The sequence below is a fragment of the Alcanivorax sp. DG881 genome (assembly GCF_000155615.1).
Lineage (GTDB): Bacteria > Pseudomonadota > Gammaproteobacteria > Pseudomonadales > Alcanivoracaceae > Alcanivorax.
Genome location: NZ_DS989915.1, coordinates 1,918,885 through 1,941,371 on the forward strand (window position 1 = coordinate 1,918,885; position 22,487 = coordinate 1,941,371).

General features: G+C 56.9%; 26 protein-coding genes. 9 read left to right on the plus strand and 17 right to left on the minus strand.

Annotated elements, in window-relative coordinates; genetic code table 11:
• Positions 1–86: 86 nt before the first annotated feature.
• The 4 genes from yghU to ADG881_RS08610 all read right to left on the minus strand — a co-directional run bounded on the left by yghU (position 87) and on the right by ADG881_RS08610 (position 3,993).
• On the minus strand, positions 87–953 hold the full coding sequence (gene yghU, locus ADG881_RS08595; RefSeq protein ID WP_007149184.1) for a glutathione-dependent disulfide-bond oxidoreductase: 867 nt from the start codon (positions 951–953) through the stop codon (positions 87–89).
• Between the two features lie 105 nt (positions 954–1,058).
• Entirely contained in the window at positions 1,059–1,919 is an 861-nt protein-coding gene (bla, locus tag ADG881_RS08600) for a subclass B3 metallo-beta-lactamase (RefSeq protein ID WP_039926466.1), read from the minus strand.
• A gap of 58 nt (positions 1,920–1,977) precedes the next feature.
• A complete protein-coding gene (locus ADG881_RS08605; protein ID WP_007148953.1) occupies positions 1,978–2,934 on the minus strand; it encodes an MBL fold metallo-hydrolase in 957 nt (318 codons plus the stop codon).
• Positions 2,935–3,102: 168 nt separating this feature from the next.
• Positions 3,103–3,993, minus strand: a complete 891-nt coding sequence (locus tag ADG881_RS08610) for a LysR family transcriptional regulator (protein WP_007149496.1) — start codon at positions 3,991–3,993, stop codon at positions 3,103–3,105.
• A 112-nt stretch (positions 3,994–4,105) separates the two neighbouring features.
• Here ADG881_RS08610 and ADG881_RS08615 point away from each other — a divergent pair, with 112 nt between their 5' ends.
• Complete coding sequence (locus tag ADG881_RS08615) at positions 4,106–4,606, plus strand: lactoylglutathione lyase family protein (RefSeq protein WP_007150956.1); 501 nt, start codon at positions 4,106–4,108, stop codon at positions 4,604–4,606.
• Between the two features lie 187 nt (positions 4,607–4,793).
• Here the strand turns inward: ADG881_RS08615 and ADG881_RS08620 are convergent, their stop codons facing one another.
• The 3 genes from ADG881_RS08620 to ADG881_RS08630 all read right to left on the minus strand — a co-directional run bounded on the left by ADG881_RS08620 (position 4,794) and on the right by ADG881_RS08630 (position 8,140).
• On the minus strand, positions 4,794–5,054 hold the full coding sequence (locus ADG881_RS08620) for a hypothetical protein (protein ID WP_007149947.1): 261 nt from the start codon (positions 5,052–5,054) through the stop codon (positions 4,794–4,796).
• Positions 5,055–5,285: 231 nt separating this feature from the next.
• A complete protein-coding gene (locus ADG881_RS08625; RefSeq protein WP_007150825.1) occupies positions 5,286–7,409 on the minus strand; it encodes a patatin-like phospholipase family protein in 2,124 nt (707 codons plus the stop codon).
• Positions 7,410–7,594: 185 nt separating this feature from the next.
• Complete coding sequence (locus ADG881_RS08630) at positions 7,595–8,140, minus strand: TetR/AcrR family transcriptional regulator (protein WP_007150516.1); 546 nt, start codon at positions 8,138–8,140, stop codon at positions 7,595–7,597.
• 97 nt (positions 8,141–8,237) lie between these two features.
• On the opposite strand from ADG881_RS08630, the gene ADG881_RS08635 reads away from it, so the two are divergent.
• The 3 genes from ADG881_RS08635 (at position 8,238) to ADG881_RS08645 (ending at position 10,961) form a co-directional block, all read left to right on the plus strand.
• On the plus strand, positions 8,238–9,185 hold the full coding sequence (locus ADG881_RS08635; RefSeq protein WP_007148317.1) for an alpha/beta hydrolase: 948 nt from the start codon (positions 8,238–8,240) through the stop codon (positions 9,183–9,185).
• Positions 9,186–9,378: 193 nt separating this feature from the next.
• Positions 9,379–10,146 (plus strand): DUF1223 domain-containing protein, encoded by a 768-nt coding sequence (locus tag ADG881_RS08640; protein WP_007150150.1) that lies wholly within the window; start codon positions 9,379–9,381, stop codon positions 10,144–10,146.
• The gene (locus ADG881_RS08645) at positions 10,143–10,961 is read left to right on the plus strand and encodes a MipA/OmpV family protein (protein WP_007150328.1); all 819 of its coding nucleotides are present in this window, start codon (positions 10,143–10,145) and stop codon (positions 10,959–10,961) included. Before ADG881_RS08640 ends, ADG881_RS08645 begins: the two co-directional genes overlap by 4 nt.
• 51 nt (positions 10,962–11,012) lie before the next feature.
• Here the strand turns inward: ADG881_RS08645 and ADG881_RS17540 are convergent, their stop codons facing one another.
• The gene (locus ADG881_RS17540) at positions 11,013–11,225 is read right to left on the minus strand and encodes a hypothetical protein (protein WP_155136420.1); all 213 of its coding nucleotides are present in this window, start codon (positions 11,223–11,225) and stop codon (positions 11,013–11,015) included.
• A 52-nt stretch (positions 11,226–11,277) separates the two neighbouring features.
• Positions 11,278–11,718, minus strand: a complete 441-nt coding sequence (locus ADG881_RS08650; RefSeq protein WP_007148868.1) for a helix-turn-helix domain-containing protein — start codon at positions 11,716–11,718, stop codon at positions 11,278–11,280.
• A gap of 64 nt (positions 11,719–11,782) precedes the next feature.
• On the opposite strand from ADG881_RS08650, the gene ADG881_RS08655 reads away from it, so the two are divergent.
• Positions 11,783–12,283 carry a DUF2938 domain-containing protein gene (locus ADG881_RS08655; RefSeq protein WP_007149279.1) on the plus strand — a complete coding sequence of 167 codons (501 nt, stop codon included), beginning with the start codon at positions 11,783–11,785 and terminating at the stop codon, positions 12,281–12,283.
• A 98-nt stretch (positions 12,284–12,381) separates the two neighbouring features.
• Positions 12,382–12,750, plus strand: coding sequence for a DUF6164 family protein (locus tag ADG881_RS08660; RefSeq protein WP_007151228.1), 369 nt, complete (start codon positions 12,382–12,384; stop codon positions 12,748–12,750).
• 34 nt (positions 12,751–12,784) lie between these two features.
• Here ADG881_RS08660 and ADG881_RS08665 read toward each other — a convergent pair whose 3' ends face one another.
• The 3 genes from ADG881_RS08665 to ADG881_RS08675 all read right to left on the minus strand — a co-directional run bounded on the left by ADG881_RS08665 (position 12,785) and on the right by ADG881_RS08675 (position 14,286).
• On the minus strand, positions 12,785–13,111 hold the full coding sequence (locus ADG881_RS08665; protein ID WP_007148970.1) for a hypothetical protein: 327 nt from the start codon (positions 13,109–13,111) through the stop codon (positions 12,785–12,787).
• Between the two features lie 88 nt (positions 13,112–13,199).
• Positions 13,200–13,673, minus strand: coding sequence for an NYN domain-containing protein (locus tag ADG881_RS08670; RefSeq protein WP_007150359.1), 474 nt, complete (start codon positions 13,671–13,673; stop codon positions 13,200–13,202).
• A 61-nt stretch (positions 13,674–13,734) separates the two neighbouring features.
• The gene (locus tag ADG881_RS08675) at positions 13,735–14,286 is read right to left on the minus strand and encodes a TetR/AcrR family transcriptional regulator (protein ID WP_039927335.1); all 552 of its coding nucleotides are present in this window, start codon (positions 14,284–14,286) and stop codon (positions 13,735–13,737) included.
• A 189-nt stretch (positions 14,287–14,475) separates the two neighbouring features.
• Between ADG881_RS08675 and ADG881_RS08680 the strand changes: the two genes are divergently transcribed.
• Positions 14,476–15,456, plus strand: coding sequence for an SDR family NAD(P)-dependent oxidoreductase (locus tag ADG881_RS08680; protein ID WP_007149121.1), 981 nt, complete (start codon positions 14,476–14,478; stop codon positions 15,454–15,456).
• Positions 15,457–15,516: 60 nt separating this feature from the next.
• On the opposite strand, the gene ADG881_RS08685 is transcribed toward ADG881_RS08680, so the two are convergent.
• On the minus strand, positions 15,517–15,939 hold the full coding sequence (locus tag ADG881_RS08685; RefSeq protein WP_039926470.1) for a hypothetical protein: 423 nt from the start codon (positions 15,937–15,939) through the stop codon (positions 15,517–15,519).
• On the opposite strand from ADG881_RS08685, the gene ADG881_RS08690 reads away from it, so the two are divergent.
• Complete coding sequence (locus tag ADG881_RS08690; RefSeq protein ID WP_369699527.1) at positions 15,865–17,772, plus strand: GMC family oxidoreductase; 1,908 nt, start codon at positions 15,865–15,867, stop codon at positions 17,770–17,772. The two genes, ADG881_RS08685 and ADG881_RS08690, sit on opposite strands and share 75 nt — an antisense overlap.
• A gap of 60 nt (positions 17,773–17,832) precedes the next feature.
• Here ADG881_RS08690 and ADG881_RS08695 read toward each other — a convergent pair whose 3' ends face one another.
• On the minus strand, positions 17,833–18,981 hold the full coding sequence (locus tag ADG881_RS08695) for a zinc-binding dehydrogenase (RefSeq protein WP_007150052.1): 1,149 nt from the start codon (positions 18,979–18,981) through the stop codon (positions 17,833–17,835).
• A gap of 206 nt (positions 18,982–19,187) precedes the next feature.
• On the opposite strand from ADG881_RS08695, the gene ADG881_RS08700 reads away from it, so the two are divergent.
• A complete protein-coding gene (locus ADG881_RS08700) occupies positions 19,188–19,964 on the plus strand; it encodes an SDR family NAD(P)-dependent oxidoreductase (RefSeq protein WP_007148638.1) in 777 nt (258 codons plus the stop codon).
• Positions 19,965–20,146: 182 nt separating this feature from the next.
• On the opposite strand, the gene ADG881_RS08705 is transcribed toward ADG881_RS08700, so the two are convergent.
• The 3 genes from ADG881_RS08705 to ADG881_RS08715 all read right to left on the minus strand — a co-directional run bounded on the left by ADG881_RS08705 (position 20,147) and on the right by ADG881_RS08715 (position 22,422).
• On the minus strand, positions 20,147–21,037 hold the full coding sequence (locus tag ADG881_RS08705) for a DMT family transporter (RefSeq protein WP_007148991.1): 891 nt from the start codon (positions 21,035–21,037) through the stop codon (positions 20,147–20,149).
• 363 nt (positions 21,038–21,400) lie between these two features.
• Complete coding sequence (locus ADG881_RS08710) at positions 21,401–21,862, minus strand: hypothetical protein (protein ID WP_198005001.1); 462 nt, start codon at positions 21,860–21,862, stop codon at positions 21,401–21,403.
• Between the two features lie 77 nt (positions 21,863–21,939).
• Positions 21,940–22,422: a hypothetical protein gene (locus ADG881_RS08715; RefSeq protein ID WP_156790373.1), complete on the minus strand. Its 483-nt coding sequence runs from the start codon at positions 22,420–22,422 to the stop codon at positions 21,940–21,942.
• Positions 22,423–22,487 lie beyond the last annotated feature (65 nt).

The window sequence follows — 22,487 nt, forward strand, 5'->3', positions numbered from 1 at the left end:
GCTACGCGGCTAACACGACCTACAAACTCACCACTGGCTCCGTAGGTCGCATTTACCCAAGGGCGCATTCGGTTTAACGAACGCCCTCAGCCTTGCAGCTTGTCCATGGTCTTCAACTCAAAGTCACTGGCATCGTGACGCTCAAGCAGCTGGCTGGCCGGATCACCCCAGGCCCGGTTCACCATGCGGCCACGCTTCACGGCCGGGCGCTCGGCAATCTGGTGGGTCCAACGCAATACATTGGTGTACGTATGGGCTTCGATAAACTCCGCCGCCTCATACACCTTGTTGGTGACCAGCGCGCCGTACCACGGCCACACGGCCATATCCGCGATGGTGTATTCATCACCCGCCAGGTACGTGTTATCCGCCAGCCTGCGATCCAGCACATCAAGCTGCCGCTTGATTTCCATGGTGTAACGATCGATAGGGTATTGGTATTTTTCCGGTGCGTAAGCATAGAAGTGGCCAAAGCCACCCCCCAGCATCGGCGCACTGCCCATTTGCCAAAATAACCAGTTCAGGGTTTCGGTGCGGGCTGCCGGGTCCCGGGGCAAAAACTCACCGAACTTTTCCGCCAGATAAAGCAGAATGCTGCCGGACTCGAACACCCGCTGGGGCGGGTTCACGCTATGGTCCATCAGTGCGGGAATCTTGGAGTTGGGGTTCACGTCCACAAAACCGCTACCAAACTGATCGCCATCCTGAATATTGATCAACCAGGCATCGTACTCAGCCCCCTGGTGACCTTTCTCAAGCAGCTCCTCCAGCATCACCGTGACCTTCACCCCGTTGGGCGTGGCCAGGGAATAAACCTGCAAGGGGTGCTCACCGATCGACAGTGTCTTGTCGTGTGTGGGGCCGGCAATGGGGCGATTAATATTGGCAAACTTGCCACCGCTTTCCTTGTCCCATTTCCAGACCCGGGGTGGCGTGTAGGTATCGTCAGACATGTTGGCTCCAAACAGAATGAGTGCAACTACTATTGCAGACACTATGGCCAGCCGCCCCGGTGTGAACAAGGGCAATCAGCCGATTGATTCCTTCAGCTGAATGAATCAATCCGCTTGCTGGGCCTTGCGTTGCTCACGTAACGTTTTTTCCGCTTTCTTCGCATAGTCGGCACAATCCATCCGTGTCGACTGAGTGACATCGGTATAATTCCAACCACTGGCACCGGGATGCGGCGTCAGCAACAAGTCGCAAGGTAATTGCTTCACGGTTTTGAAGGTGCCGGTGAAAGCCTCAACGATGTGGGGATAACGCGGGTTATCCACCAACTGATAGCCCGGCGCTGTCAGGCTGTCCACGTAGGCAATATCCACCTTTTCTCCGTCTCGCATACTCTGCCAGGTCCAGGCCATGCTGCCGGGGGTATGGCCCGGAATGAAATGGGCGGTGAGTGTGAGGTTGCCCAGAGAGACCTGTTCGCCGTCCTGAATCTGCCGGTCCACCCGCACTGGCGGATAAAGGATATCGTCACCAAAATGAATATCGTTGGCACCACCGTCCGCCATCAGCATGGCGGTTTCAGCGTTGGCCACCAGCCGGGCACCGGTGGCCTGTTTGATCGCCGCCAGCGAGCCGGCATGGTCGCCGTGGCCATGGCTGACCAGAATCCATTTCAGGGTCTGCGGCGCCACCCCCACAGCCTCCATGTTCGCCAGCAGATGCTCGGCACTCTGGGGCATCCCGCCATCAATGAGGATGGCGCCGTCGCGGGTTTTCAGCAGCAGCGAGGTCAGCTCATCGGTACCAATCTGCCAGACGTTATCGGCAATCTGCAGCGGTGCCATGGGCTGCAGCCAGGCCTCCGGCACCGTGTAGGCTTCCAGCTGCGGCAACGGGGTTACCGGTTCGGCCTGGGCCGCGCTGACCAGCAGCACCCCGCATAACGCACTGCATCGAATGAATGTCATCGTTGTTCTCCCTGGAAAAACCGTTGGACGCACCTGGCCGGGTTTGGTTCGCCAGGGCTTACCCTTTTTGCTGCTGAAGCCATACCAGCAGGCCCTGACTGTTCAGGTTGATATCAAACCCGAGCGCATCCTGCAGTTCATCCTCCGACAGGGCGACACCATGGTCGCGAGCCTTGGCAAACAGATAGTCCTGCATGGCAGATTCCAGTCGCGGCAGCAACGTAGCGTTATCGCCGGGAGCGGCGGCTTCTGCCAGCGCCACGTAATCATCCACCATCGCCAGCAAACGTTCGCCGGGCTCTTGGGGCGTATCCATGGCCCCATAATGAGTCAGAAACATGCGCCGGGGATTCAGCGCCAACAACTTGCGAATGGACGCTTTCAACGCCTGCGGATCGAATTGCACCGGCGTGGTGGTGGGCAAGATGAAAGGGCCTTGCTCGGTCGTCAGGGGTGGGTAAGACAGCCCAAAGGTATCACCGGTAAAAATACCGGCAGACAGGGAGTCATAAACACAGAAATGGTGGCGGGCATGGCCCGGGGTATCGTAAAAATCCAGACGCCGCTCGCCGACCATCACGTGGTCCCCTTCATGCATTGCCCGCACGCGCTGCGCGTCCACAGGAATAATATCCCCATAGACTTTTGCAAAGGCCTCTTCACCGTATACCGCTGTAGCACCCGCCTTGAGTTTCGAAGGGTCAATCATGTGCCGGGCACCACGGGGGTGAACCAGTAAGGTGGCCGCTGGCAGCGCCTGCATCAAGCCACCCACACCGCCGGCATGATCAAGGTGCACATGGGTAGGGATAACAAATTTGACCTGTCCGCGCTCGATGCCCCGCTGCTCGAGCAAGGCAAGGATAATCGGCACGGTGTTATGGGTGCCCGTCTCGATGACGGCGTACTCGTCGCCGCCCTGGAGCAGATAACAAGCCGCCAGCCCTTCGCGCATCATGGCGGTGTCGATACGGGTAATGCTATGGCCGATATCGGCGTAGGGCTGGGATGACATGGCGCGGCTCCTGGCGAATAAACAACAGCCACTGACTATAGTGGAGTTAGCGGCAAAGGTGCACTCGACACAAGTCCACGTTGACGCAAGCAGCATGATGGATGACGCATGACACATGTTTGATGTGTAGAGGCTGGCGTTCTCCATGGCGCCACCTTGCCTACCTCCCTAAACCAGCACCAACGTCTCCCCCGTTAGACGGGATGCCAACTCGCTGGCCACAAACCTGGCACGAGCCGACAGTGGCCACTCCGCGCGATAAATCAGCCACAATGCATCGACCACACGCGGACCCATTTCCACTACCCGAATCGCCTCCCCCGGGGCATAGGCTTCACGGGCATAACGCGGAATCACGCTAAACCCAAAGCCACGCGCCACCGGCTCCAGAATCAAGCCGACCTGATTAACAAACCCCTTGCAGGCGATACTGCGAATACCCCGATTACCGGGAAACACCCGACTTAGCAGACGCGATGCCATGGCGTGTCCATCCGGGTGATCAATGAAGCCCAGGCTTTCAAGGTCTTCCCAGCTGTTTACTGTGGCCGTGGCGGGCACCACCAAATCCAGCGGCTCATCGGCAAAGTGGCACGCCACCAGGCGCGGGTCATCCGGCTTGAGGGTAACCAGCCCCAACTCAAAGTGATTGTTGCGCACCCCCTCCAGCACATCCTGATCCGGTGCAAAGCGATGGCGCACAGACAACCCCGGATAAGAGGCCTGCAAATCCAGCAGCAGCGGATACAACGACAGGCCAATGCTGCCTGGGGTGATCAGGCTGATTTCACCCTGCCGGTCGTCCGCCCCTGACAACCGCAAATTCAAGCGTTTTTCCGCCTGCTCCATATCATCGCAATAGCCCAGCAGCGCCTGGCCTGCCGGGGTCAATTCAACCTGACGGGGACGGCGAATCAGCAACGGCCCCAGCTGCGCTTCCAAATGATGGATATGCTGGCTGACCGCCGCCTGCGTCAGCCCCAGCTGGTCCGCCGTGCGCGTGAAGCTGCCACGCTCCGCCAGCACCACAAATGAACGCAACCATTGCGGATTCATCATAAGAAAACCTTATCAATATAATAAGCAGCACTCAGTTTAACTTATACCACGACACCCGTACGCTTTCCTCATGCTCGACAACAGCAATCACCATCAACCATGAGGAGCCCCCATGAGCCAGACTTACCCACGCAATTTTTCTCACATTGGTCTTTCCGTCACCGACCTGGACGCTGCCGTGCGTTTTTACACGGAGGTGCTCGGCTGGTATTTGATCATGCCCCCCACCACCATCAGCGAAGATGACAGTGCCGTCGGCGTCATGTGTACCGATGTGTTCGGTGCTGGCTGGACATCATTACGCATTGCCCACCTTTCCACTGGCGACCGTATCGGTGTGGAGATTTTTCAGTTCAACAATGCGGAAAAGCCGGAAAATAATTTTGAATACTGGAAAACCGGGGTCTTCCATTTCTGCGTGCAGGATCCGGACGTGGAAGGCCTGGCTGAGAAGATCGTTGCTGCCGGCGGCAAACAACGGATGCCCGTGCGGGAGTATTTCCCGGGCGAAAAACCGTACCGCATGGTCTACATGGAAGACCCGTTCGGCAACATTCTGGAAATCTACAGCCACAGCTATGAGCTGACTTACTCGGCTGGGGCATACAGCTAGCGCCCATCCGGCGTCCAGCGGTTGCCAGGGCGGGATAATGCGACAAGTTCTGAAGCTGGCTGATCACTCAATGCCGCGACAAACCTAAAAATGTATCGCGGCATTGAGGGAGTGACATGAACGGAGCAGTGTCTTTCCCTCATACCGCATTGCACAGAGAGCCTGGTGCCTGACGAACACCTTGGCGTCAGTCCTTGGCCAGCTGCAGAAGATCCCGCGCATAGGCGTTGATATCAAACGGCGTCTCGCCATCCATGGTCAGCGCCACATGGCTGGCCAGTACATCCGCCATTTTCTCCAGCGCGGCATCATGATCCAGACCATTCTTCGTCAATGCCATCATCACCATCCCCGCCTCACGGGGGTGACCATCCGCAATCTGGTTTTCCACGGCTTCAACCATTGCCTTCTGGGCAAATTCGTCTTCAGCCTGCTCCATTTCATTCATACCGACTCTCGCTTTGATGACTTTTCATTGCTGCCACAGGATCCGTGCCAGATTGGCTAACCAGTCTACCCTCGCTATACGCCACGGTATAACCTGCCTTTCCATCATCTCCGGCAACAAGGGACCTCCTTACATTGACCCGGGAAGTAATCCCGCCCCATGAAAACAGCAACCGTCAATCACTAACCGCCAAATGTGGGCCCATCTTCTGCCTGGCCGGGACTTTCTGCATCAGGGAGAAACCGGGCGACCAGCACGGTATTGGCCGACCAGATTCCGGGCCTGTTCCCGCTCCGCCTGGATTATCGCTTTCCAGCCATTGAGCCTGGGAGTCAGCTTGGTAACACCGATAAAATAAGCCAGATCACGATAGGCTGCGTACTGCTCCTCGCTGTACCAGATATCCGCCGTGATGTTCTGCGGAAAGGCATTGCGCTGGGCGGATTCACTGTCGTAATAGCGGGCCACATTGCAGGAGTAATGGGCCGCCCCCTCCCCCAGATCCGCTAGCGAAGTCAGGCAGGCCTGATCTGGCGGCACGGCCAGATTGTCAGCCAGCCTGTTTTCATCAAGCGACAGCTTCACATAAATGATCTGGCTTGGCTCTTGCCAGGGAAAACCGGTTGCTGTCAGCTCAAACACACCGGCGCCCTGGCGCTGAATATAATCACCAGCCAGGGGGCACGCGTCTTCGGCACACTTCAGCTCGATCCCCAAATTGGCATCCAGGTTGGCCCGAATACGTTTGAGCGATTCGAATTCATAGTCGGGGTCATGCTCGGCATCCACCACTACAATCCGCCGGGTACCGCGTTCAATCAGGGAATACAGACCAAGGTTCTCGGCATGGCCGCCATCACTAATACGGAGTGTAGCGTGGTAATCCTCCGGCACGACGAACTTCAAGGGGAAACCACCCAACAGCTTGTAGGTCCAGAACCAGGCACTCCCCATAGGGCCTTCCTGGGTGGCCGGGTTGCGCATCTCATAGCCAAGATTCATGTTGGCCGCAGACACAAAAAAGTCCCCCAGCCCCCGCAACTGTCTGGCCCCCTCATCCACTGCCGCCCCGGATGTAGCCACCGCTTTCGAAAAGGAGATCGGGGCCAGCAGCTGTTGCTCTGGCTGGTAACTGGTATGGGCCGACCCCCATTGAACCGGTGAGAAGGTAAAGACACTTTTCTCCAGTGAGGCCATATCATAATTTTCGTCATCATCAATAAAACTGTACGGCCGGATCAGCTTGGTATTGATAATTGGCAGAGACAATGGCGGCACCGCTTGACCGGCATCGACCAGGGCATCCGCACAGCTGTTATAGGCCAGCGCAAACTCCCGCAGATGGCTAAAATGTAGCTCCTCTGTCTGGGAAGCCTTGCGCCAAAACAGCACGCTGCCATTTTGGGCGTTCATGAACTGATCCGGTTCATGCTCGAAGTAGTCAACGTACTCATCATGGTCGGCGTTGGGTGCCAGGCCGTAAGCCCGCTCCAGCCCTTTTCTATAGGCATTGGTAAACACCGAACCATTGATCAGTCGCAGATTCAGAAAACCATCCGTAACCCAGTAGAAAGGCAACGACACCACATGGGATGCAACCAACCCACCGCTCTCGAGGGCCTGTACGGCACCATTACTGGAATAGTTGATAATGTCAGACTGGGCCGCGATATGGCGCTGATAGGCGTCATCCGCCAGGATGCTGCCATCAGTTCGCGACAGAAAAAGCGGAGACAGATTGTCCACATTCTGCTCATCCTGGTGCTTGCTTGCCACCAGTTGACAAAACGGCGTGGCCGCCACATCGGCGGAACCCGCCATGCCTTTCAATACGTTGGCGTAATAATCCCGGTTAGTAGCGGGAAGTTTTTCTGCCAGGCTTCCATCCAGATTTTCCGCGTACATGGTCCCGTAGAAACGCTGCGACATCAGCCAGTAGGAGGTATAGCCACCACCGGAAACCGATGAAATGGCATCCGCTTCTTCCAATAAACCACTGTGATTGAGCGCCTTCAAAACGCCCATGGAAAACGAAGCCGAACGGGCCCCACCTCCTGACAACGCGATCGAAAAGGCATCCCTGGGATAAGGGGTTGCAGACGCCGTGTCATCAAGACAGCGCTGCAAGGCATCGGTGCGACCGCCGCCCTCGTAGCTTTTTACACCAAAGCGCAGTAGCAGCTCCTGACAGAAACGGCTGCGCAAATAACCTTGTTGATCCTCTGCGGTGACCGCCTTGTCCCCGGACACGCCGGTGATCCGGGATAACCGGTCCGGTGTTTCATGTGTGGCGCAGCCGGATAAGACCGCATACAGCATTCCGCCCAGCAGGCAGGCCGTGAAGTTCCTTTTCATGGTGTCCTTCCCCGTTTTATATTTTTCTTACAGAAGTATGCTCCTCCTGAAGGCAGCAAATAAAGGTGGCAGACCAAGACGATTGAGAGGCGATCAGAGCCAAGAGCAACACCTGCGCCGAGAAGACAGCTAACTCGGTATGCCTCATGAGGAGTGCGCAGAGGACAATCCAGCGGGCACCACGGCTACGCAGGCAAGGCGCTGTCAGCAAACCACTGCAGGATAGCCTCACGCTGACGCTTACTGTGAGGGTGGGCCAACAACCCTTCCACCAGAAAGGTGCCCACTGTGGCCAGCATGGTCGCGCGCTCCTGCGCCACACCGTCCGCTTTCAGGGTATGGATCACCGCCGCCTCCACAAAGCGGTGAAACTGGTCATGCCATTCCCGGATCACCGCGGACTGTTCCAGCCGGGCATGCACCGTGGTGACCAGTTCGCGGCTCTGTTCGAATTCCCGCAACGCCCAGGCCATCTTGTCCTTCAAGGGTTCATCCACGATGGTCGGCAGGTGAACGAGGGTCTGCGACATCTGCCGGTTGAGTACAGCCACCAACAGTTCATCCTTGCTGGCGTAATACCAGTACAGGGTATTCGGGGCGACCCCAAGCTCCCTGGCAATACGGCTCATGGACGTACCATCGTAGCCCAGCGACAAGAACAGCCTGGCTGCTGTGCTCTCCAGTTCGTCCTGCTTTACCTTCAGATCAATATCGCGCTTATTCTTGGCCAAGGGGCCTTCTCCCACAGTCGGTCCGGTCATCTTGTATGGTATTCAAGAATGCTAGTCTTTGCTCTTGAATACCATACAAGATAACTGGAGCCCGACCATGGATACCCTGCGACATAGCCCCCAGGACCTGACCTGTGACAGCCAGCGAACCGGTTTTTACTCTAGCGGGACCTGGTGTGCAGCCACCCTGCACCGGCCAGCGAAGGCCACGGCAGAAACACTGCCAGCTATCCTAATGCTGCACGGCTGGGGCGGGATTCAGGATGCGCTAACGGTGTCCTACTATGAGGAATTTACCCGCGCTGGCTACGCGGTGATGACCTTTGATTATCGCGGCTGGGGCGATAGTGCCGGCCTGCCGCGACACGTCATTTCCGCCCGCCAGCGGGTAGCCGACGGCGACGCCGCCCTGGCCTTCCTGAAAAGCCAGCCGGGCATCGATCCCCGTCGCATCGTGCTGTGGGGCTCGTCCTTTGGTGGCGGCCATGTGGTGGAGCTGGCCGCCGAACACCCGGAACTGGCCGGGGCCATTGCCCAGGTCCCCATGCTTGATGGCATGGCCGCGGTGCGCGCCGTCCCCTTGCCACGACTGCTACGCTTTGGGCTCTACGCCATGGCCGACCTGCTCAAGCCGGGCCAGCCTATCTATCTGCCTGTGGTCAGTGAGCCCGGAGCGTTTTCCTCCATGGACCGGGACGATGCCGGCAAGGCACTGCAACTGGCCGAAACCAGCATCGGCCGTCGCTACGACAACCGCGTGGCGGCCCGCTCCATGATGACCATGGGGCCCTACCGACCTTTCAAGCGTCTCAAGAACATCCGCATTCCCACCCTGTTGCTGGGCGCCAGCCAGGATTCTGTCGCCCCCTTTGTGGAAAGCGCCATCCGCGGCGTCAACAATCCCAACCTGACCATCGCCAGCATTGACGCCAACCACTTCGAGCCCTATTTCGAGCCGACATTCAGCGGCGTGATCCGCCAGCAACTGCTGTTTTTGGAAGGACTGAACGGTTTTGACAAACCGGCGCAAAGGAAGAGTGCCTGAACGTCATGGGCTGTTATTCTCCATTCTCTTACGGATGCGGGCCCCTTCTTTCCGTTTTTCCTTTTCTTTAATACATCCATCCCGCCACGGGTTTCCCGTGGCAGACAGTCACCCCATTACACCCTGCCACCATCTGTAACGAACACGGCTCCTGCGCATCGAAGCAATAACTGAACACGCGCAAAGGCTCGTTATGCGTTCATTTTTTTGTCTGGCTCTGCTGCTGCTTTCTGCACCGCTGTATGCCGACAGCACACCATTGATCCTGAACAGCGGCGAAAAGAAGGTGTCACTGATTGAGCTTTTCACCTCGGAAGGATGTAGCAGCTGCCCACCCGCTGATCGCTTCCTGGCCTCGCTGGGAGAGCAGGAAGAGGCGTTCACAACCTTTATCCCGCTGGCGTTTCATGTGGACTACTGGGATTACATCGGCTGGGCCGATCCCTATGCCAGCCCGGATTACAGTAACCGCCAGAGGCGCTATGCCCAGCTGCACGAATCCGGTCGCGTCTACACGCCCGGCTTCTTTATCAATGGCAAGGAATGGCGCGGCTTCTTCCAGCGCAACCGCCACTGGCAGCGCGCGCTGTCTCATGAAGAAGTGGGAAATCTGTCCATTCGCTATGCCAACCATACCCTCCACGCCACTTTCAACGGCACCCTGCCTAATAACGCCAACCTGAACGTGGCCTGGATTGGCTCCGGCCTGCAGTCCTCGATCCGTCGAGGCGAAAACAGGGGAAAAACCCTGAAGCATGATTTCGTGGTGCTGCATTGGAGTCATCAGCCAATGCCAACGGCCTCGCTAACGCTGCCACTTCCCGCTCCCCCCGATAAAGGGCAGGAACAAACAGGGCTGGTGGTCTGGATCAGTCAACTCACCGACCCACATCCCGTACAAGCTGTGGGCGGCTTTCTTTCGCAAAAAAATAATTCAACGTCTTTCCCGGAGTCACCATGATCACTATTCGACAAGCCCTGCTTGGCACATTGAAACGCTTTTCCTGTCTGCTTTTTCTTATGAGTGCCAGTACTGCCGTTTCAGCAGCTCCCACGGCCATCAATACCCCGCTATCACGGGCACCGCTGGACGACACCAGTCACTTCGGCATCGGCGCCACCACCTCGATAACCGAACGCCCCTTTGTTGGCGTCGACAGCCAGGACGAAGGGCTTCCTTATTTCTCCATTCGTTATAAGCGCTTTAGCGTGGAAGGCCTTGATGCGGGGCTGGATTTTTTCAAAAACGATAACAGCGTCTTTGGGCTGCTGCTGACACCCCGCTTTTATGAAGTGAAATCCAGCTTTGCCGATGACGGTGAACTCAATGGCATTGATACCACCCACCGCACCGTCTTTGCCGGCGTATCCTATCAATACCAACATGCGCTGTTTCAGGTAGCCGCCAACGCCCTGAAAGACGTCGGCGGGGAAAGCGATGGCACCGAAGCAAATCTGACCGTCAGCCGGGGATTCAACTGGGGAGACTTCACCATCGCGCCCTCATTGGGGCTGGTATGGCAGGACGGCCGACTGGTCGAACATTTCTACGGTGTGGCGGATGACGAAACAGCGCCGGGGCGCCCCGCTTATGGCGAGCACAGTTCATTGAACTATCAGGCGGCCCTGACCGGAATCTGGACGCCGGGAAAGCACTGGCACCTGTTGGCGGTGGTAAAAGAGGACTATCTCGGTGAGGGCATTACAGACAGCCCGATCATCGATGAGCGATCACTGACGTCAGTGGCAGTGGGCGCGGTATTTTATTTCTGGTGACAAGGCCGGGGAAGCCAGCATTAGCACTCAAGAAAACACCCGACAATGACACTACAGGCGGCGTCGCGACCATTGCATGAGCAAAGGGCGCGGGTCGCTCACCGGCCCCACCCATTGCACCGGCTCAGCGTCGGCCAGCGAGCCGACACAAAGCATGCACTCGCCTTCCGGTGGTGCCGAACTTTCCACATAGCGCACCGTATGCCGAGCGCCTCCGCGGTTGCTGGAATACTGCATCCTGCGGGATCGTTCTTTTCTATCCATACTCACCACCCTGGTGACATCAATGTACGCTTGCTGCTCAACGCCAGAACCATCACGGCTTTCCGAACCGGCCCGCACCCGCAGACCCCCGCGCTTTTTCTCCCTTCTTCCTGGCCAACGCCACCGTCATCAGGCGCCGAAACTGTGGGCACTCCAGGTGGCTGGGGGCCTGACACTTTGCCGCATGCCGCAGCCCGTCCCGCATGGCAGACAACCGGCGAATCGTGACGTCCAGCGAATCCGCCCGGTCTACCAGGGTTTGACGGTCAATCTGTGGCTCGCCACGGGCATCAAACATGGCGCCGATTTCGTCGAGTGAAAACCCCGCTGCCCGGCCCAGCGCAATCAACGCCAGTTGATCCAGCACCACAGGCGCAAACAAGCGTTTTATCCCCCGCCGGCCCGTGGACATGATCAATCCCTTCTCTTCGTAATAGCGCAGGGTCGATGCAGGCAATCCAGCACGCTGCGCTACTTCTGAAATATCCAGCACGGCCTTGACCTCAAGTTGACTTGAAGTAGTACGTTACCACTACACCCTCAACGAGGCACCTGAAATGGCCACTGCCACCACCTGTTTTCTCACTGTCCTGATCACCGGGATCACCGCCACCCTGGTCATGGATGGCTGGAGCGTACTACGTCAACGGGCCTTCGCCATTGCCGCCCCCAACTACGGGCTGGTCGGGCGATGGATACTGCATATGCGCCACGGCCAATTCCGGCACAACCCGATCACTCAATCCCCACCGGTAGCAGGAGAAACCGTCAGCGGATGGTTGGCGCACTACCTGATCGGCATTGTCTTTGCGAGCCTGCTACTGGCCACGGGAGGGCAGGCGTGGATCGACCACCCTACTGCCGGGCTACCTATCCTGATCGGCCTGGTTACCGTGGCGGCCCCTTTCCTGCTCATGCAGCCGGGCATGGGGGCAGGCATCGCCGCCTCGCGCACCCCGGCACCGAACAAGGCCCGGCTGCAAAGCCTGCTCAACCATGGCGTGTTCGGCGTGGGCCTGTATATCGGCGGCTGGGCCAGCCACTTCATCCTGTACTAGGGAGCCCTGACAGGAAGAAAGCAAAAACGCGCGGGAAAATGCGATAATGGCCACCGAGACAGACAGCAACGACCACGCCCCACCAACGGTGATACGCCATGACCACACTACTGCTGAATTTGCGCCAGGTACCGGACGACGAGGCCGAGGAAGTGCGCACTTTGTTGAATGAGCAGCAGATCCCGTTCTACGAAACGACACCGAGCTTGTGGGGTATTTCTTCCGGGGGCATCTGGCTCACCAACCCGACAGACCGTGAGCGCGCCAAGGCGCTAATGGAAGACTATCAGCAGCAACGCACCCGGCGGGAAAGGGAACGCTTCGAGGAAGCCCAGCGGGATGGCACCGCACCAACGCTGGGTGGCCGCTTGCGCGATCAGCCCGGCCGCGCGCTGGGTGTGCTGATCGCCGTCACGGTATTGATACTGGTGACACTGGTGCCCTTTTTGACGCTGGGGGAATACTGACGCTGGTAAATGGCCCCAACGACTGCCTGCTGACTCAGGCGGAAAAGTAATCCTGCATCCAGGTAAATAACGTCTCCGCACTCACCTCGGCCAGACCCATGCGCTGAAAATCCTCGCCGGCGTCCTCATCAATAGTGCCAAACTGATAAAGAAGCACACCGGGCTGCTCATCATGCAGTATCAGAACAATGCGTCCCCGTGTCTGCAGGCAATCAATGGTCATGGCATCGGCAGGAATACCCACATCACGCATGCCACGGCGCACACCCACCACTGGATTAATATGCTCGTAGGTCTGCTGGATGCGCGTATGCGCTTCCGTGATCATATCGGACAAGGCTTCAAGGGCGGCTTCTGACATCAATCTCTCCTGGCACGTGAGCGGCACAGGGTAGCAAATTGCGTAAAGCGACAACCACCGATAACCACACTGCCCCGTCAAAACGCGATTACAGTAAAAGGTCCCCCTCAATGGGAACAAACCGGCTCGCCGCACGGGCCAATGAATCCGCGGTCAGTGGCGCGACGCCATAGACGTCGACATGCTTGCCCTTGTCCACTCGCAACTTATCCACCAGAAGATCGAAATCACCGTCTCCGGAGACCAGCACCACGCTGTCCACCTCCGCAGCATATTCCAGCGCATCAATTGCGATTCCCACATCCCAGTCCCCTTTGGCGGAGCCATCAGAGCGTTGTATAAACGGTTTCAGTTTTACCTCAAAACCGATAGCGCGAAGAATGTTCTGGAACTCACGCTGTTTTTTATCACCCCGATCGATGGCATACGCGATGGCTTTTACCACCTGCCCCTCTGCTGTCACTGTCGACCAGAACTGGTTGTAATCGAATCGGCGGTTAAAGGCCTGCCGTGTCGTGTAGTACACATTCTGCACATCCACGAGGATCAACACTGTTTTCATCGGGCTCCCGGTTTCACTCAATCGCTTATTATTAATGTGTACAGACTGGATAAAAAACCCCTCAACCCTCAATCAGCCAGGCTGTCATTTTTTCTGCCAGTGCATCCAGTATGCCTTCCGGCTCCATGGCTGGCGGGGCCACCAGCACCAGATGCATCAGCGTGCCGGCAACGGAAGTGGTCATCAGGTACAAGGTATGCGGCTGGGCGCTCAAGGCGTATTGCTCCCGCGTATAATCCAGCCCTGCCATCAAGACCTGCTGTAATTCGATTTCCAACTGCCGGGTGGCCGGCAACTGGTGCAGGTAAGGCACCTGGAAAACCAACACCCGCAATAACTCTCGATGCTTGCGCATTAGCCTGTAAATCGCGCCCAGAAAATATCGCATGGCGCTGTTTAAGTCATTGCGGCTGTCTGTCAGGGCCAACCGACCTTCCAGCATCGCCCTGACCTCTGCCACCATGTCCTGCACCAACCTCGCTACAATGGCATCCTTGCCGGGAAAGTATTCATACACCGACCCGATGCTGACCCCCGCCACTTCCGCAATGGCATTGGTGCTCAAGCCAGCGTATCCCCGGCGCTCCAAAATCCGAGCACATGCCTGCACCATCGCCTGTACCGAGGCTTTCGAGCGGGCCTGCCCGGGCTCTTTTTTGACAGCAAAATCAGAGACTTTCCAGCGAATCTGCCCCATACAACCTAACACCTCGCCAACGGATAAACCCGAGTATTTCCGAGTATATGCTCAGGTTACACTGGATGCATTAGCCCCCGAGATCAATCAAGCCGAGAGCCCACCATGTCCAATGCCGTGAAATTCAGAACCCCCAAAGTCCTGCCTTACGTAAACCGGTTACGGGATCACTGGGCCTGGCATCTCAAGCGTGCCGTTGCGCCCAGCAGAGCATTGCAGCAACGGGTCAACGGCAAGGTTATTCTGCTCACCGGTGCTAGCTCCGGCATCGGCGCCCTGGTGGCAGACAAGCTGGCTGACGCCGGCGCCACTGTGCTGCTGGTGGCACGCAATCAGGAGAAGCTGGAGGCGATCGCCCACGCCATTCACCAACGCGGCGGCCAGGCGTTCGTGTACCCCGGCGACCTGTCCAATCTGGAAGAGTGCGACCGCCTCTGCGAACAAGCTCTGCAGGACCATGGCCGGGTGGATGTTCTGATCAACAACGCCGGGCGCTCCATTCGCCGCTCCATAAAATTCACCGTGGGGCGCTTCCACGATTACGAACGGACCATGCAGCTCAACTATCTGGCCTCCATCCGGCTGGCCATGAATCTGTTACCCGGCATGGAAGCCCGTAACGAAGGACACATCATCAATGTTTCCACCGTGGGCGTGCAGGCCAACCCGGCACGATTTTCCGCCTACCTGGCCTCCAAGTGGGCGCTGGAAGGCTGGACCTGGGTGGCAGCCAATGAATACGCCCACACCAAGGTGCGCTTTTCCTCACTGAATTATCCGCTGGTGCGCACCCCCATGATTGCACCGACCAAAATCTACAAATACATGCCGGTCATGTCGCCGGAAACCGCCGTAAACTGGATGCTCGACATGATCATCACCCAGGACAAACGCAAGCTGGGCGTGTTCGGCAAGGGTGCACTGGCCATGTACTACCTGCTGCCAAAAACATCGGAATCCATCGTCAATCTCAGCTACCAGAGCCTCTATGAAGAGCCGCCCGCCAATTACGTTTCCAGCAAAGTGCGGGCAGGGACTGTGGCCAATACCGGCACCGCCGACAGCACAAAAAAACGCCGCGCATAAGCGCGGCGTTTTTCTGCCCCCAGCAGACACGTCACCGAGACGAGCAGCCATTCTCCGCTGCTAACCCTCCTGCAAACGCTCCAGTAATTCCTCAATGTCGGCTTTGAGTTCTTTATCTTCAATCTTGTTGGCGCTGATCTTGGCATCCGCCAGGCTCTGAATTGCCGCATCGGTTTTACCCAACTCGACTTGCAACGTCGCCATGGAAAACGCGATTGATGAAAGATAGTCCTTCGCGTTCATATCACGGGCTTTGCCCAGCGCCTTTTCGTACAGGCTCAACGCCACGTCCAGCTCTTCAGTGAAGTCGGCCAGGGTTTCCCATTGCTCAGGATGATCTTTATCGGTTTTTTCGTTGTCGACACACATCGCCTGTAGCTGGGCATACAACGACTCAAAATTGTCTTTATGCCCTTTTCTGTCAGCCTCCATCAGCTGCTCAGCCAGACCGTAAACCGCCTTGTGCATCTTGGTATTAATCATTATGACTCCACCGCCATCAACAAATCCCGTTCAGGTGGCTCAACCTACCTGTCCGTGGCTGACAAAAACAGTACTTACTGCCACAAAAAACCAGTGCTAACCTGCCAAGGAGCCTCTGAAAACGCCTTGCGTGTTCATCGAGGCCAGAATCTTTACGCCCGTGACAAACCGGTAAAGCCGGTGCTGTCGTCGTTCCGCACCGCGAAAATAAACAATAAAAGGGAAGCTATCGTGGAAAACGAATTCGATTATCTCATTATCGGCGGCGGCTCCGCAGGGTGCGCCCTGGCCGGGCGGCTGAGTGAAGACCCGGACACCCGTGTCTGCTTGCTGGAAGCCGGCGGCCAGGGGGACGGCTTGCTGGTCAATGTCCCCTCCGGCGCCGTGGCCATGCTCTCCAAGCCCATCAATAACTGGGTCATGGAGACCGTCCCCCAGAAAGGGCTCAACGGTCGGCAGGGCTTTCAACCCCGGGGGAAATGCCTGGGCGGTTCGTCAGCCATCAATGCCATGGTCTATATCCGCGGCCACCGCGAGGACTACGACCACTGGGCCGCACAGGGCAATGACGGCTGGTCCTATCAGGATGTGCTCCCCTACTTCCGGCTCAGTGAGCACAATGAACGCATCGACAACGAGTACCACGGCACCGATGGGCCGCTCTGGGTAAGCGACAGCCGCACCGGCAACCCTTTCCAGGACTACTTTCTGGATGCCGCCAGAGAGTGCGACATTCCCATTACCGATGACTTCAACGGCGCCGAGCAGGAAGGCGCAGGGGTCTATCAGGTCACCCAGAAAGACGGCGAGCGCTGGAGCAGTGCCCGGGCCTACCTGTTCCCTCATCTGGATCGCAGCAATCTGACCGTGGAAACCCTGGCCCAGGTGCAGCGCATTGTATTCGAGGGCAAACGCGCCGTCGGTGTGGAATTCAAGCAGGGCAAACAGCTGCGCACCCTCCGCGCTCGCAAGGAAGTGCTGCTTTGCGCCGGCGCCTTCCAGTCCCCTCAACTGCTGATGCTATCCGGGGTGGGTGATTCCGGCGAACTCAAACAACATGGCATCCCCCTGGTGCACCACCTGCCCGGTGTCGGCAAGAATCTGCAGGATCACCCGGACTTCATTTTCGGTTACACCACCGACAGCACTGCTACCTTTGGCCTCTCACCGGGTGGCATGTGGCGAGCCCTGATGGCCATGCGCACCTACCGCAAGGAACGGCGCGGACTGTGGACGTCCAACTTTGCGGAAGCCGGCGCCTTCCTGAAAACACAACCGACGCTCTCCGCGCCGGATCTGCAGCTGCACATGGTTACTGCCCTGGTGGACGATCACGGTCGCAAGAAACATTACACCCAGGGCTACTCCTGCCATGTCTGCCTGTTACGCCCCCGCAGCCGCGGCAGCGTGCAACTGGCCAGCGCCAATCCGGACGACCTGCCGCTGATCGACCCGGCCTTCCTGGACGACCCACAAGACATGGAAGACATGGTCGCCGGCTACAAGATTACCCGGAACATCATGGAAGCCCCGTCACTCAAGCGCTGGATGAAAAAGGATATGTTCACCGAAAACGTGAACAGCGATGAAGAAATCCGCGAGGTCATCCGCCAACGCACCGACACCGTTTACCACCCGGTGGGTTCCTGCAAGATGGGCACCGATGACACTGCCGTGGTTGATCCACAACTGCGCGTTCACGGTATCGAAGGGTTGCGCGTCATCGACGCCTCCATCATGCCGACACTGATTGGCGGCAACACCAATGCACCGGTCATGATGATTGCGGAGAAAGCGGTGGATATGATTCGCGGGCGATCGCGGATGAGCTGACAACAAGCATACGGGGGGGGCATTCCCCCCGAAACCGTTCCGTTAAAAAGGCTTGCTCCGCTAAGGCTGGCGGGGGTCAATCAGAATCTTGGCATGCTGCTCCGGATTGCCCAATGCGGTGAACGCCTCATCCACCCCGGCCAGCCCGACTGTGCCGGTGATAAGCGGACCCACATTAACCTTGCCTTCGGCGATCATGTGCAAAGCATCGCGAAATTCGATGGGCATGTAACCCAGCACGAAACGCAGATCAATTTCCTTGTTAATGGCATTCACCGGCACAAAGTTGTCGGTCTTCATGCACACCCCCACCACCACCACACAGGAACGCAGCGGCGCCTCGGCGATGATGCTGTTAATAACACCCGGCACGCCCACACATTCAAAAATCACCGGGCGTTTGGGCTCGGTGACCCCGGCCACTTCCGCCGCCCGCCACAGTGGCTCCCAGGGGAACGGCGTCATGCGCAACATGCCCATGCCGTCCAGTGCCATATCAAACAATTGCGGCGCATTGACCACAAAGCCCCGCTTGGCCAGGCCCTCATAGGGGCTACCCTGGGACGGATCTACCACCACATGAGCACCCATGGCCTGGGCCAGTTTGCGCCGCGTTGGGGAATAATCGCTGGCCACAATATGCCGCACACCCTTGGCTTTCAGCATGGCAATCACACCCAGCCCAATGGGGCCGCAGCCAATCACAATCGCCGTATCCCGGCGACTGATCCCGGAGCGATTCACCGCATGCAGAGACACCGCCATGGGTTCAGTCAGGGCAGCGTGGTCATCAGAAATACCGTTGGTAACAGGAAAAGCCAGCGATTCCTCCACCAGCACACGTTCGGCATAGGCGCCGGGCGCCTGAGTGGACAAACCTGTCAGGTGTGCCACCCCGCTATTACGACGCATGGGCATGGCCACAACACGTTTTCCTGGCTTCCAGCGACGGTGCGTTTTTGCACCGTAGTCTGCAATCTCCCCCACAAACTCATGCCCCAGCACCACATGTTCATGGCTACGCATGATATGAGGATAACCAACACGCTCGGTGGCTTCCGCCAGCTCATCCGCATGATGCCGGGCATGCAGGTCCGATCCGCAAATACCGCAACGCAGCACGTTAAGCAGAATCTGGCCCTTACCAGGTTCCGGATCCGCCACGTCCTGAACCTCAAATTCACCGTGATGGCAAACAACCGCTTTCATCGCATCTCCCCGGGTATGGGTTATTTATCGGCTGCCACATAGTGCCGTGCCATGACTAGAGAGCAACAGGTCGATCAGAGCCAATTTCATACTCACCTATTTTGTTCAGGCGTGAGCGTGATGGCGGGGAGCTGAGGAAAATTTCCCTGCCACTCCCCCCTCACAATCTTCACCCCTTCTTGCCCGTCTACCCGCATACTGAATCCATGAACGGACAGATAGACACCTCACCCATCAGGCTGATTGTCGGCGCCAGCGCCGGTATCGGTCTGGCAATGACTCGCCACTGGTTAACCGGCGACACCGGATCAAGCGGGTATGTTGTCGCTGTTTCCCGGCACGCCACAGGCTCACCAGAATTGATCGCCCTGCAGCAGCAGGGGCTCCCTTTAGTTTGCCTCGACGTGGATATTACTCACCCCAGCCAGCTGGAGGATTTAGCCGGACAACTTAAGGCGCGAGAACTATCACCGCAGGTGGTAGTGAATTGTGCGGGCCTGCTCCATCAGCAACCTGACGAATTACTGCCGGAAAAGAAGCTCGAAGAAGTAAACCTGGAATCACTGCAGAACGTTTTTACCTTGAATGCCTTTGCCCCCATCCTTCTGGCAAAAGCCCTGCTCCCGGTCATGCCGAAAAACCAACATACGGTTTTTGCCAGTCTTTCCGCACGAGTGGGAAGCGTTTCAGATAATCATTTGGGAGGTTGGTACAGCTATCGCGCCAGCAAGGCGGCACAGAACCAGTTAATGCGCACCCTCGCCATTGAGACCCGCCGACGGCGACCACAACTGTGCGTGCTTTCCTTACACCCTGGCACCACAGATACCGCATTATCGAAACCATTCCAGCGGAATGTACCGGCGGACAAGCTGTTCTCAGCAGAATACGCTGCCGAAAAACTGGCCTGGATTATCGACAATGCTACCCAGGAGGATCACGGCCGTTTTATTGCCTGGGACGGGCAAGATATTCCCTGGTAAGCCCCACAGTGTACTCTTTCGCCATCGCGTCATAACTCTCCGCCGAGTTCACCACCCATGACCAACAGGAAGAAGAACCTAGGTCGTCGACAAGCTTTCCAATAACTCATCAGTCGCAACAGAAAATAACGGCTGGCAAGACCACAAAGTGAACGCTATTGCCAACGGCCACCCTGCTGGCCTCACCAGTGCCGCCGCAGGGCGTCAGACGCCGAATACAAGCTCAGTCCTGTCACCGCCACCAGAATCAGACCCATCCCCAGAACCTGGCTGGCGACCAGCGCCTCCTGCAGAACCACCACCCCGAACAAGGATGCGGTTACCGGCTCCACCATGGCCACAATGGAGGCCACCGCCGGCGCGGTGTAATTCAGGCCAATAACATAAAGCACAAACGACAGCCCCGCGCCCAGCACCCCCAGGCAGGCAAACAGGGGCCACTCTGCCGAGCGCGCCGCCGCCATCACCTCACCGGTTTGTGCAGGCCACACCAGCACCACCACCAGCACGCTGAACGCAATGGAGAGAATCGCCTGGGGGCTGCCATGGGGCGCCGCATACTTGAAACCGAAAATAAAAACCGCGTAACACAAACCCGACAGCAAACCGGCTACCACCCCCAACACGGTGACACCCGCGTCATCCACATTATGGATCCGCGTTAGCAGAACAATGCCCAGCATGACCACCATAATGGCGGCCCACTTTACCGTAGACGGACGCTCCAGCCGGAGCGCAAAGGAGAGCAGATAGACAAAGACCGGCGCGCTGTACATCAGTGTTGCCGCCACGGCCACGCCACCGTGGGAAATGCTCAAAAAATAGAACGCAAAATTCCCGGCCACCCCCAAGCCAGCCACCACCGACCAGCCCCATAACCGGCGATCACCAAGGCCATGATTCAGCGGCCGACAGCACAGCCAGGCCAACACGAACAGCAATCCGATGGCACCACGATAAAACGCCACCAGAAACACACCCCATCCCTCCTCCATCAGCATGCTGCCAATGCCGCCAGAGAGCCCCCAACAAAGTGCCGCCAGAATCACCAGGATTGTAGAGATGCGCGTCATCGGTCCTCCTGCTTCTGGCACCTGGTTTGTGCCAGAGAGCAACACAGCGAGCCGAGCAAGCCCGCCGCCCCACTCCATCGCAGAAAAGCGCGTCATGCAACCCAGGAGCCGATGATGGAATGGAGAACCTGGAGACTATTGAGGTCAGAGGGCAATAGGAAAGGAGCGTAGCAGAGGGTCCTGATCAACAGGCTAGTGACCGTTTTCTGATGCAGTGGTAATACGGATTTTCATAAAGAGACACTTGAGTGACACGTAAGAAAAATTCCAATTCATGCGTGCCCTTAATTCTTCTTTGTCATCCCACATAACGCCGAGCACAGTGGCGTCCGGCGGCCATCGTCCGCGAACTGCTGCGACTTGTTAAATGGCCCTAGGCACACGGTCCGCTTGAGCCACTGTTTGATTGAGTTGCCGGAGTTTGTTTAGAGAGACTTGAAACTGGCCATTACTCGGTAGCCGTTTACCTTTGAATTGCTCCCAAACAAGGGCTCCAGGCCCGTTATAGATCTCCTCGAATGTACCGTTACGCAGGATCTTGATGATGATCGTATGCTGCGGCTGACTCCGAAACGCAACAGAGTTGGATTGCGTAGCCTTGATCTCAACTTCTAAGCCGGTTTCGGTGACAGCGTCATATCCTTTGTTCGACGCTGTCTTCAATTCCAAATTGTATGCGTCGGCCACGAGGCATTCACCCAAACTGCCAACCATATGACCGTCCGGAGTAAAGTGCCTCCCCGGGAACATGTTTTCCAACTCATTGACCGTTGCATAGAGCTGCTTAACCAAGGCCCGAAATTTATCGTGATCGATCATAGACATTTAACGCCCGGCGCAGCAGTGGAATTGGAGCGACGGAGGAGCGGAAATTTGGTCTGCCTGCCGCCGCTTGTTATGCATTACCACAATACCTTCCTAGTATTGCCGAGGGGAAGCAACACATCCTTAATCTCTGAAAATGACATAGATTCTCTTTGGGCATTATTCATCAAGATAACGGACCCACCCTCCAAGTCTTCATGAGAGACAAGAAAAGCTTTGAACAACCACCTGTATCGAATTTCTGAAAAGGGGATATTTATTGCAGATATCTCCTTACCCTTCTCGAAGACCTTAAGTTCATTTGGAGTTATTTCATATGAACAGGTAAAGGATCGCCCATGAGAAAGACACATCCACGCACCTCCCCATAACAGCGGAATAATAAACAAAGAAATAGCGGGCAAGACGGCCATATTCACAAGAGAATCCTTTGATTCCCAATTTACCAATATCAAGTAGTCAATAAAGATAAACAGCCCTGAAAGAAGTATCAGAACTGGCGCCCCAAGGTAGCGAAGTACATAACCCATAAAACCATGACTATATTCGATGTTTCTCATTTCTTCTCTGCATAACAGCGTATTCAATTGCAGATGCTATATATCACTTTGCAATATATCCCCAA

Coding starts and splice junctions, on each gene's coding strand:
- ADG881_RS08665 (WP_007148970.1), bottom strand. CDS start 13,111: ATGTCAGAAGCCGCCCTTGAAGCCTTGTCCGATATGATCACGGAAGCG.
- ADG881_RS08605 (WP_007148953.1), bottom strand. CDS start 2,934: ATGTCATCCCAGCCCTACGCCGATATCGGCCATAGCATTACCCGTATC.
- ADG881_RS08610 (WP_007149496.1), bottom strand. CDS start 3,993: ATGATGAATCCGCAATGGTTGCGTTCATTTGTGGTGCTGGCGGAGCGT.
- yghU (WP_007149184.1), bottom strand. CDS start 953: ATGTCTGACGATACCTACACGCCACCCCGGGTCTGGAAATGGGACAAG.
- ADG881_RS08695 (WP_007150052.1), bottom strand. CDS start 18,981: ATGAAAGCGGTTGTTTGCCATCACGGTGAATTTGAGGTTCAGGACGTG.
- ADG881_RS08655 (WP_007149279.1), top strand. CDS start 11,783: ATGGCCACTGCCACCACCTGTTTTCTCACTGTCCTGATCACCGGGATC.
- ADG881_RS08675 (WP_039927335.1), bottom strand. CDS start 14,286: ATGGTGCAGGCATGTGCTCGGATTTTGGAGCGCCGGGGATACGCTGGC.
- ADG881_RS08645 (WP_007150328.1), top strand. CDS start 10,143: ATGATCACTATTCGACAAGCCCTGCTTGGCACATTGAAACGCTTTTCC.
- ADG881_RS08685 (WP_039926470.1), bottom strand. CDS start 15,939: ATGATTAATACCAAGATGCACAAGGCGGTTTACGGTCTGGCTGAGCAG.
- ADG881_RS08700 (WP_007148638.1), top strand. CDS start 19,188: ATGAACGGACAGATAGACACCTCACCCATCAGGCTGATTGTCGGCGCC.
- ADG881_RS08715 (WP_156790373.1), bottom strand. CDS start 22,422: ATGAGAAACATCGAATATAGTCATGGTTTTATGGGTTATGTACTTCGC.
- ADG881_RS08680 (WP_007149121.1), top strand. CDS start 14,476: ATGTCCAATGCCGTGAAATTCAGAACCCCCAAAGTCCTGCCTTACGTA.
- ADG881_RS08625 (WP_007150825.1), bottom strand. CDS start 7,409: ATGAAAAGGAACTTCACGGCCTGCCTGCTGGGCGGAATGCTGTATGCG.
- ADG881_RS08670 (WP_007150359.1), bottom strand. CDS start 13,673: ATGAAAACAGTGTTGATCCTCGTGGATGTGCAGAATGTGTACTACACG.
- ADG881_RS08635 (WP_007148317.1), top strand. CDS start 8,238: ATGGATACCCTGCGACATAGCCCCCAGGACCTGACCTGTGACAGCCAG.
- bla (WP_039926466.1), bottom strand. CDS start 1,919: ATGACATTCATTCGATGCAGTGCGTTATGCGGGGTGCTGCTGGTCAGC.
- ADG881_RS08640 (WP_007150150.1), top strand. CDS start 9,379: ATGCGTTCATTTTTTTGTCTGGCTCTGCTGCTGCTTTCTGCACCGCTG.
- ADG881_RS08705 (WP_007148991.1), bottom strand. CDS start 21,037: ATGACGCGCATCTCTACAATCCTGGTGATTCTGGCGGCACTTTGTTGG.
- ADG881_RS08660 (WP_007151228.1), top strand. CDS start 12,382: ATGACCACACTACTGCTGAATTTGCGCCAGGTACCGGACGACGAGGCC.
- ADG881_RS08710 (WP_198005001.1), bottom strand. CDS start 21,862: ATGTCTATGATCGATCACGATAAATTTCGGGCCTTGGTTAAGCAGCTC.
- ADG881_RS08615 (WP_007150956.1), top strand. CDS start 4,106: ATGAGCCAGACTTACCCACGCAATTTTTCTCACATTGGTCTTTCCGTC.
- ADG881_RS08620 (WP_007149947.1), bottom strand. CDS start 5,054: ATGAATGAAATGGAGCAGGCTGAAGACGAATTTGCCCAGAAGGCAATG.
- ADG881_RS17540 (WP_155136420.1), bottom strand. CDS start 11,225: ATGGATAGAAAAGAACGATCCCGCAGGATGCAGTATTCCAGCAACCGC.
- ADG881_RS08690 (WP_369699527.1), top strand. CDS start 15,865: ATGCCCTTTTCTGTCAGCCTCCATCAGCTGCTCAGCCAGACCGTAAAC.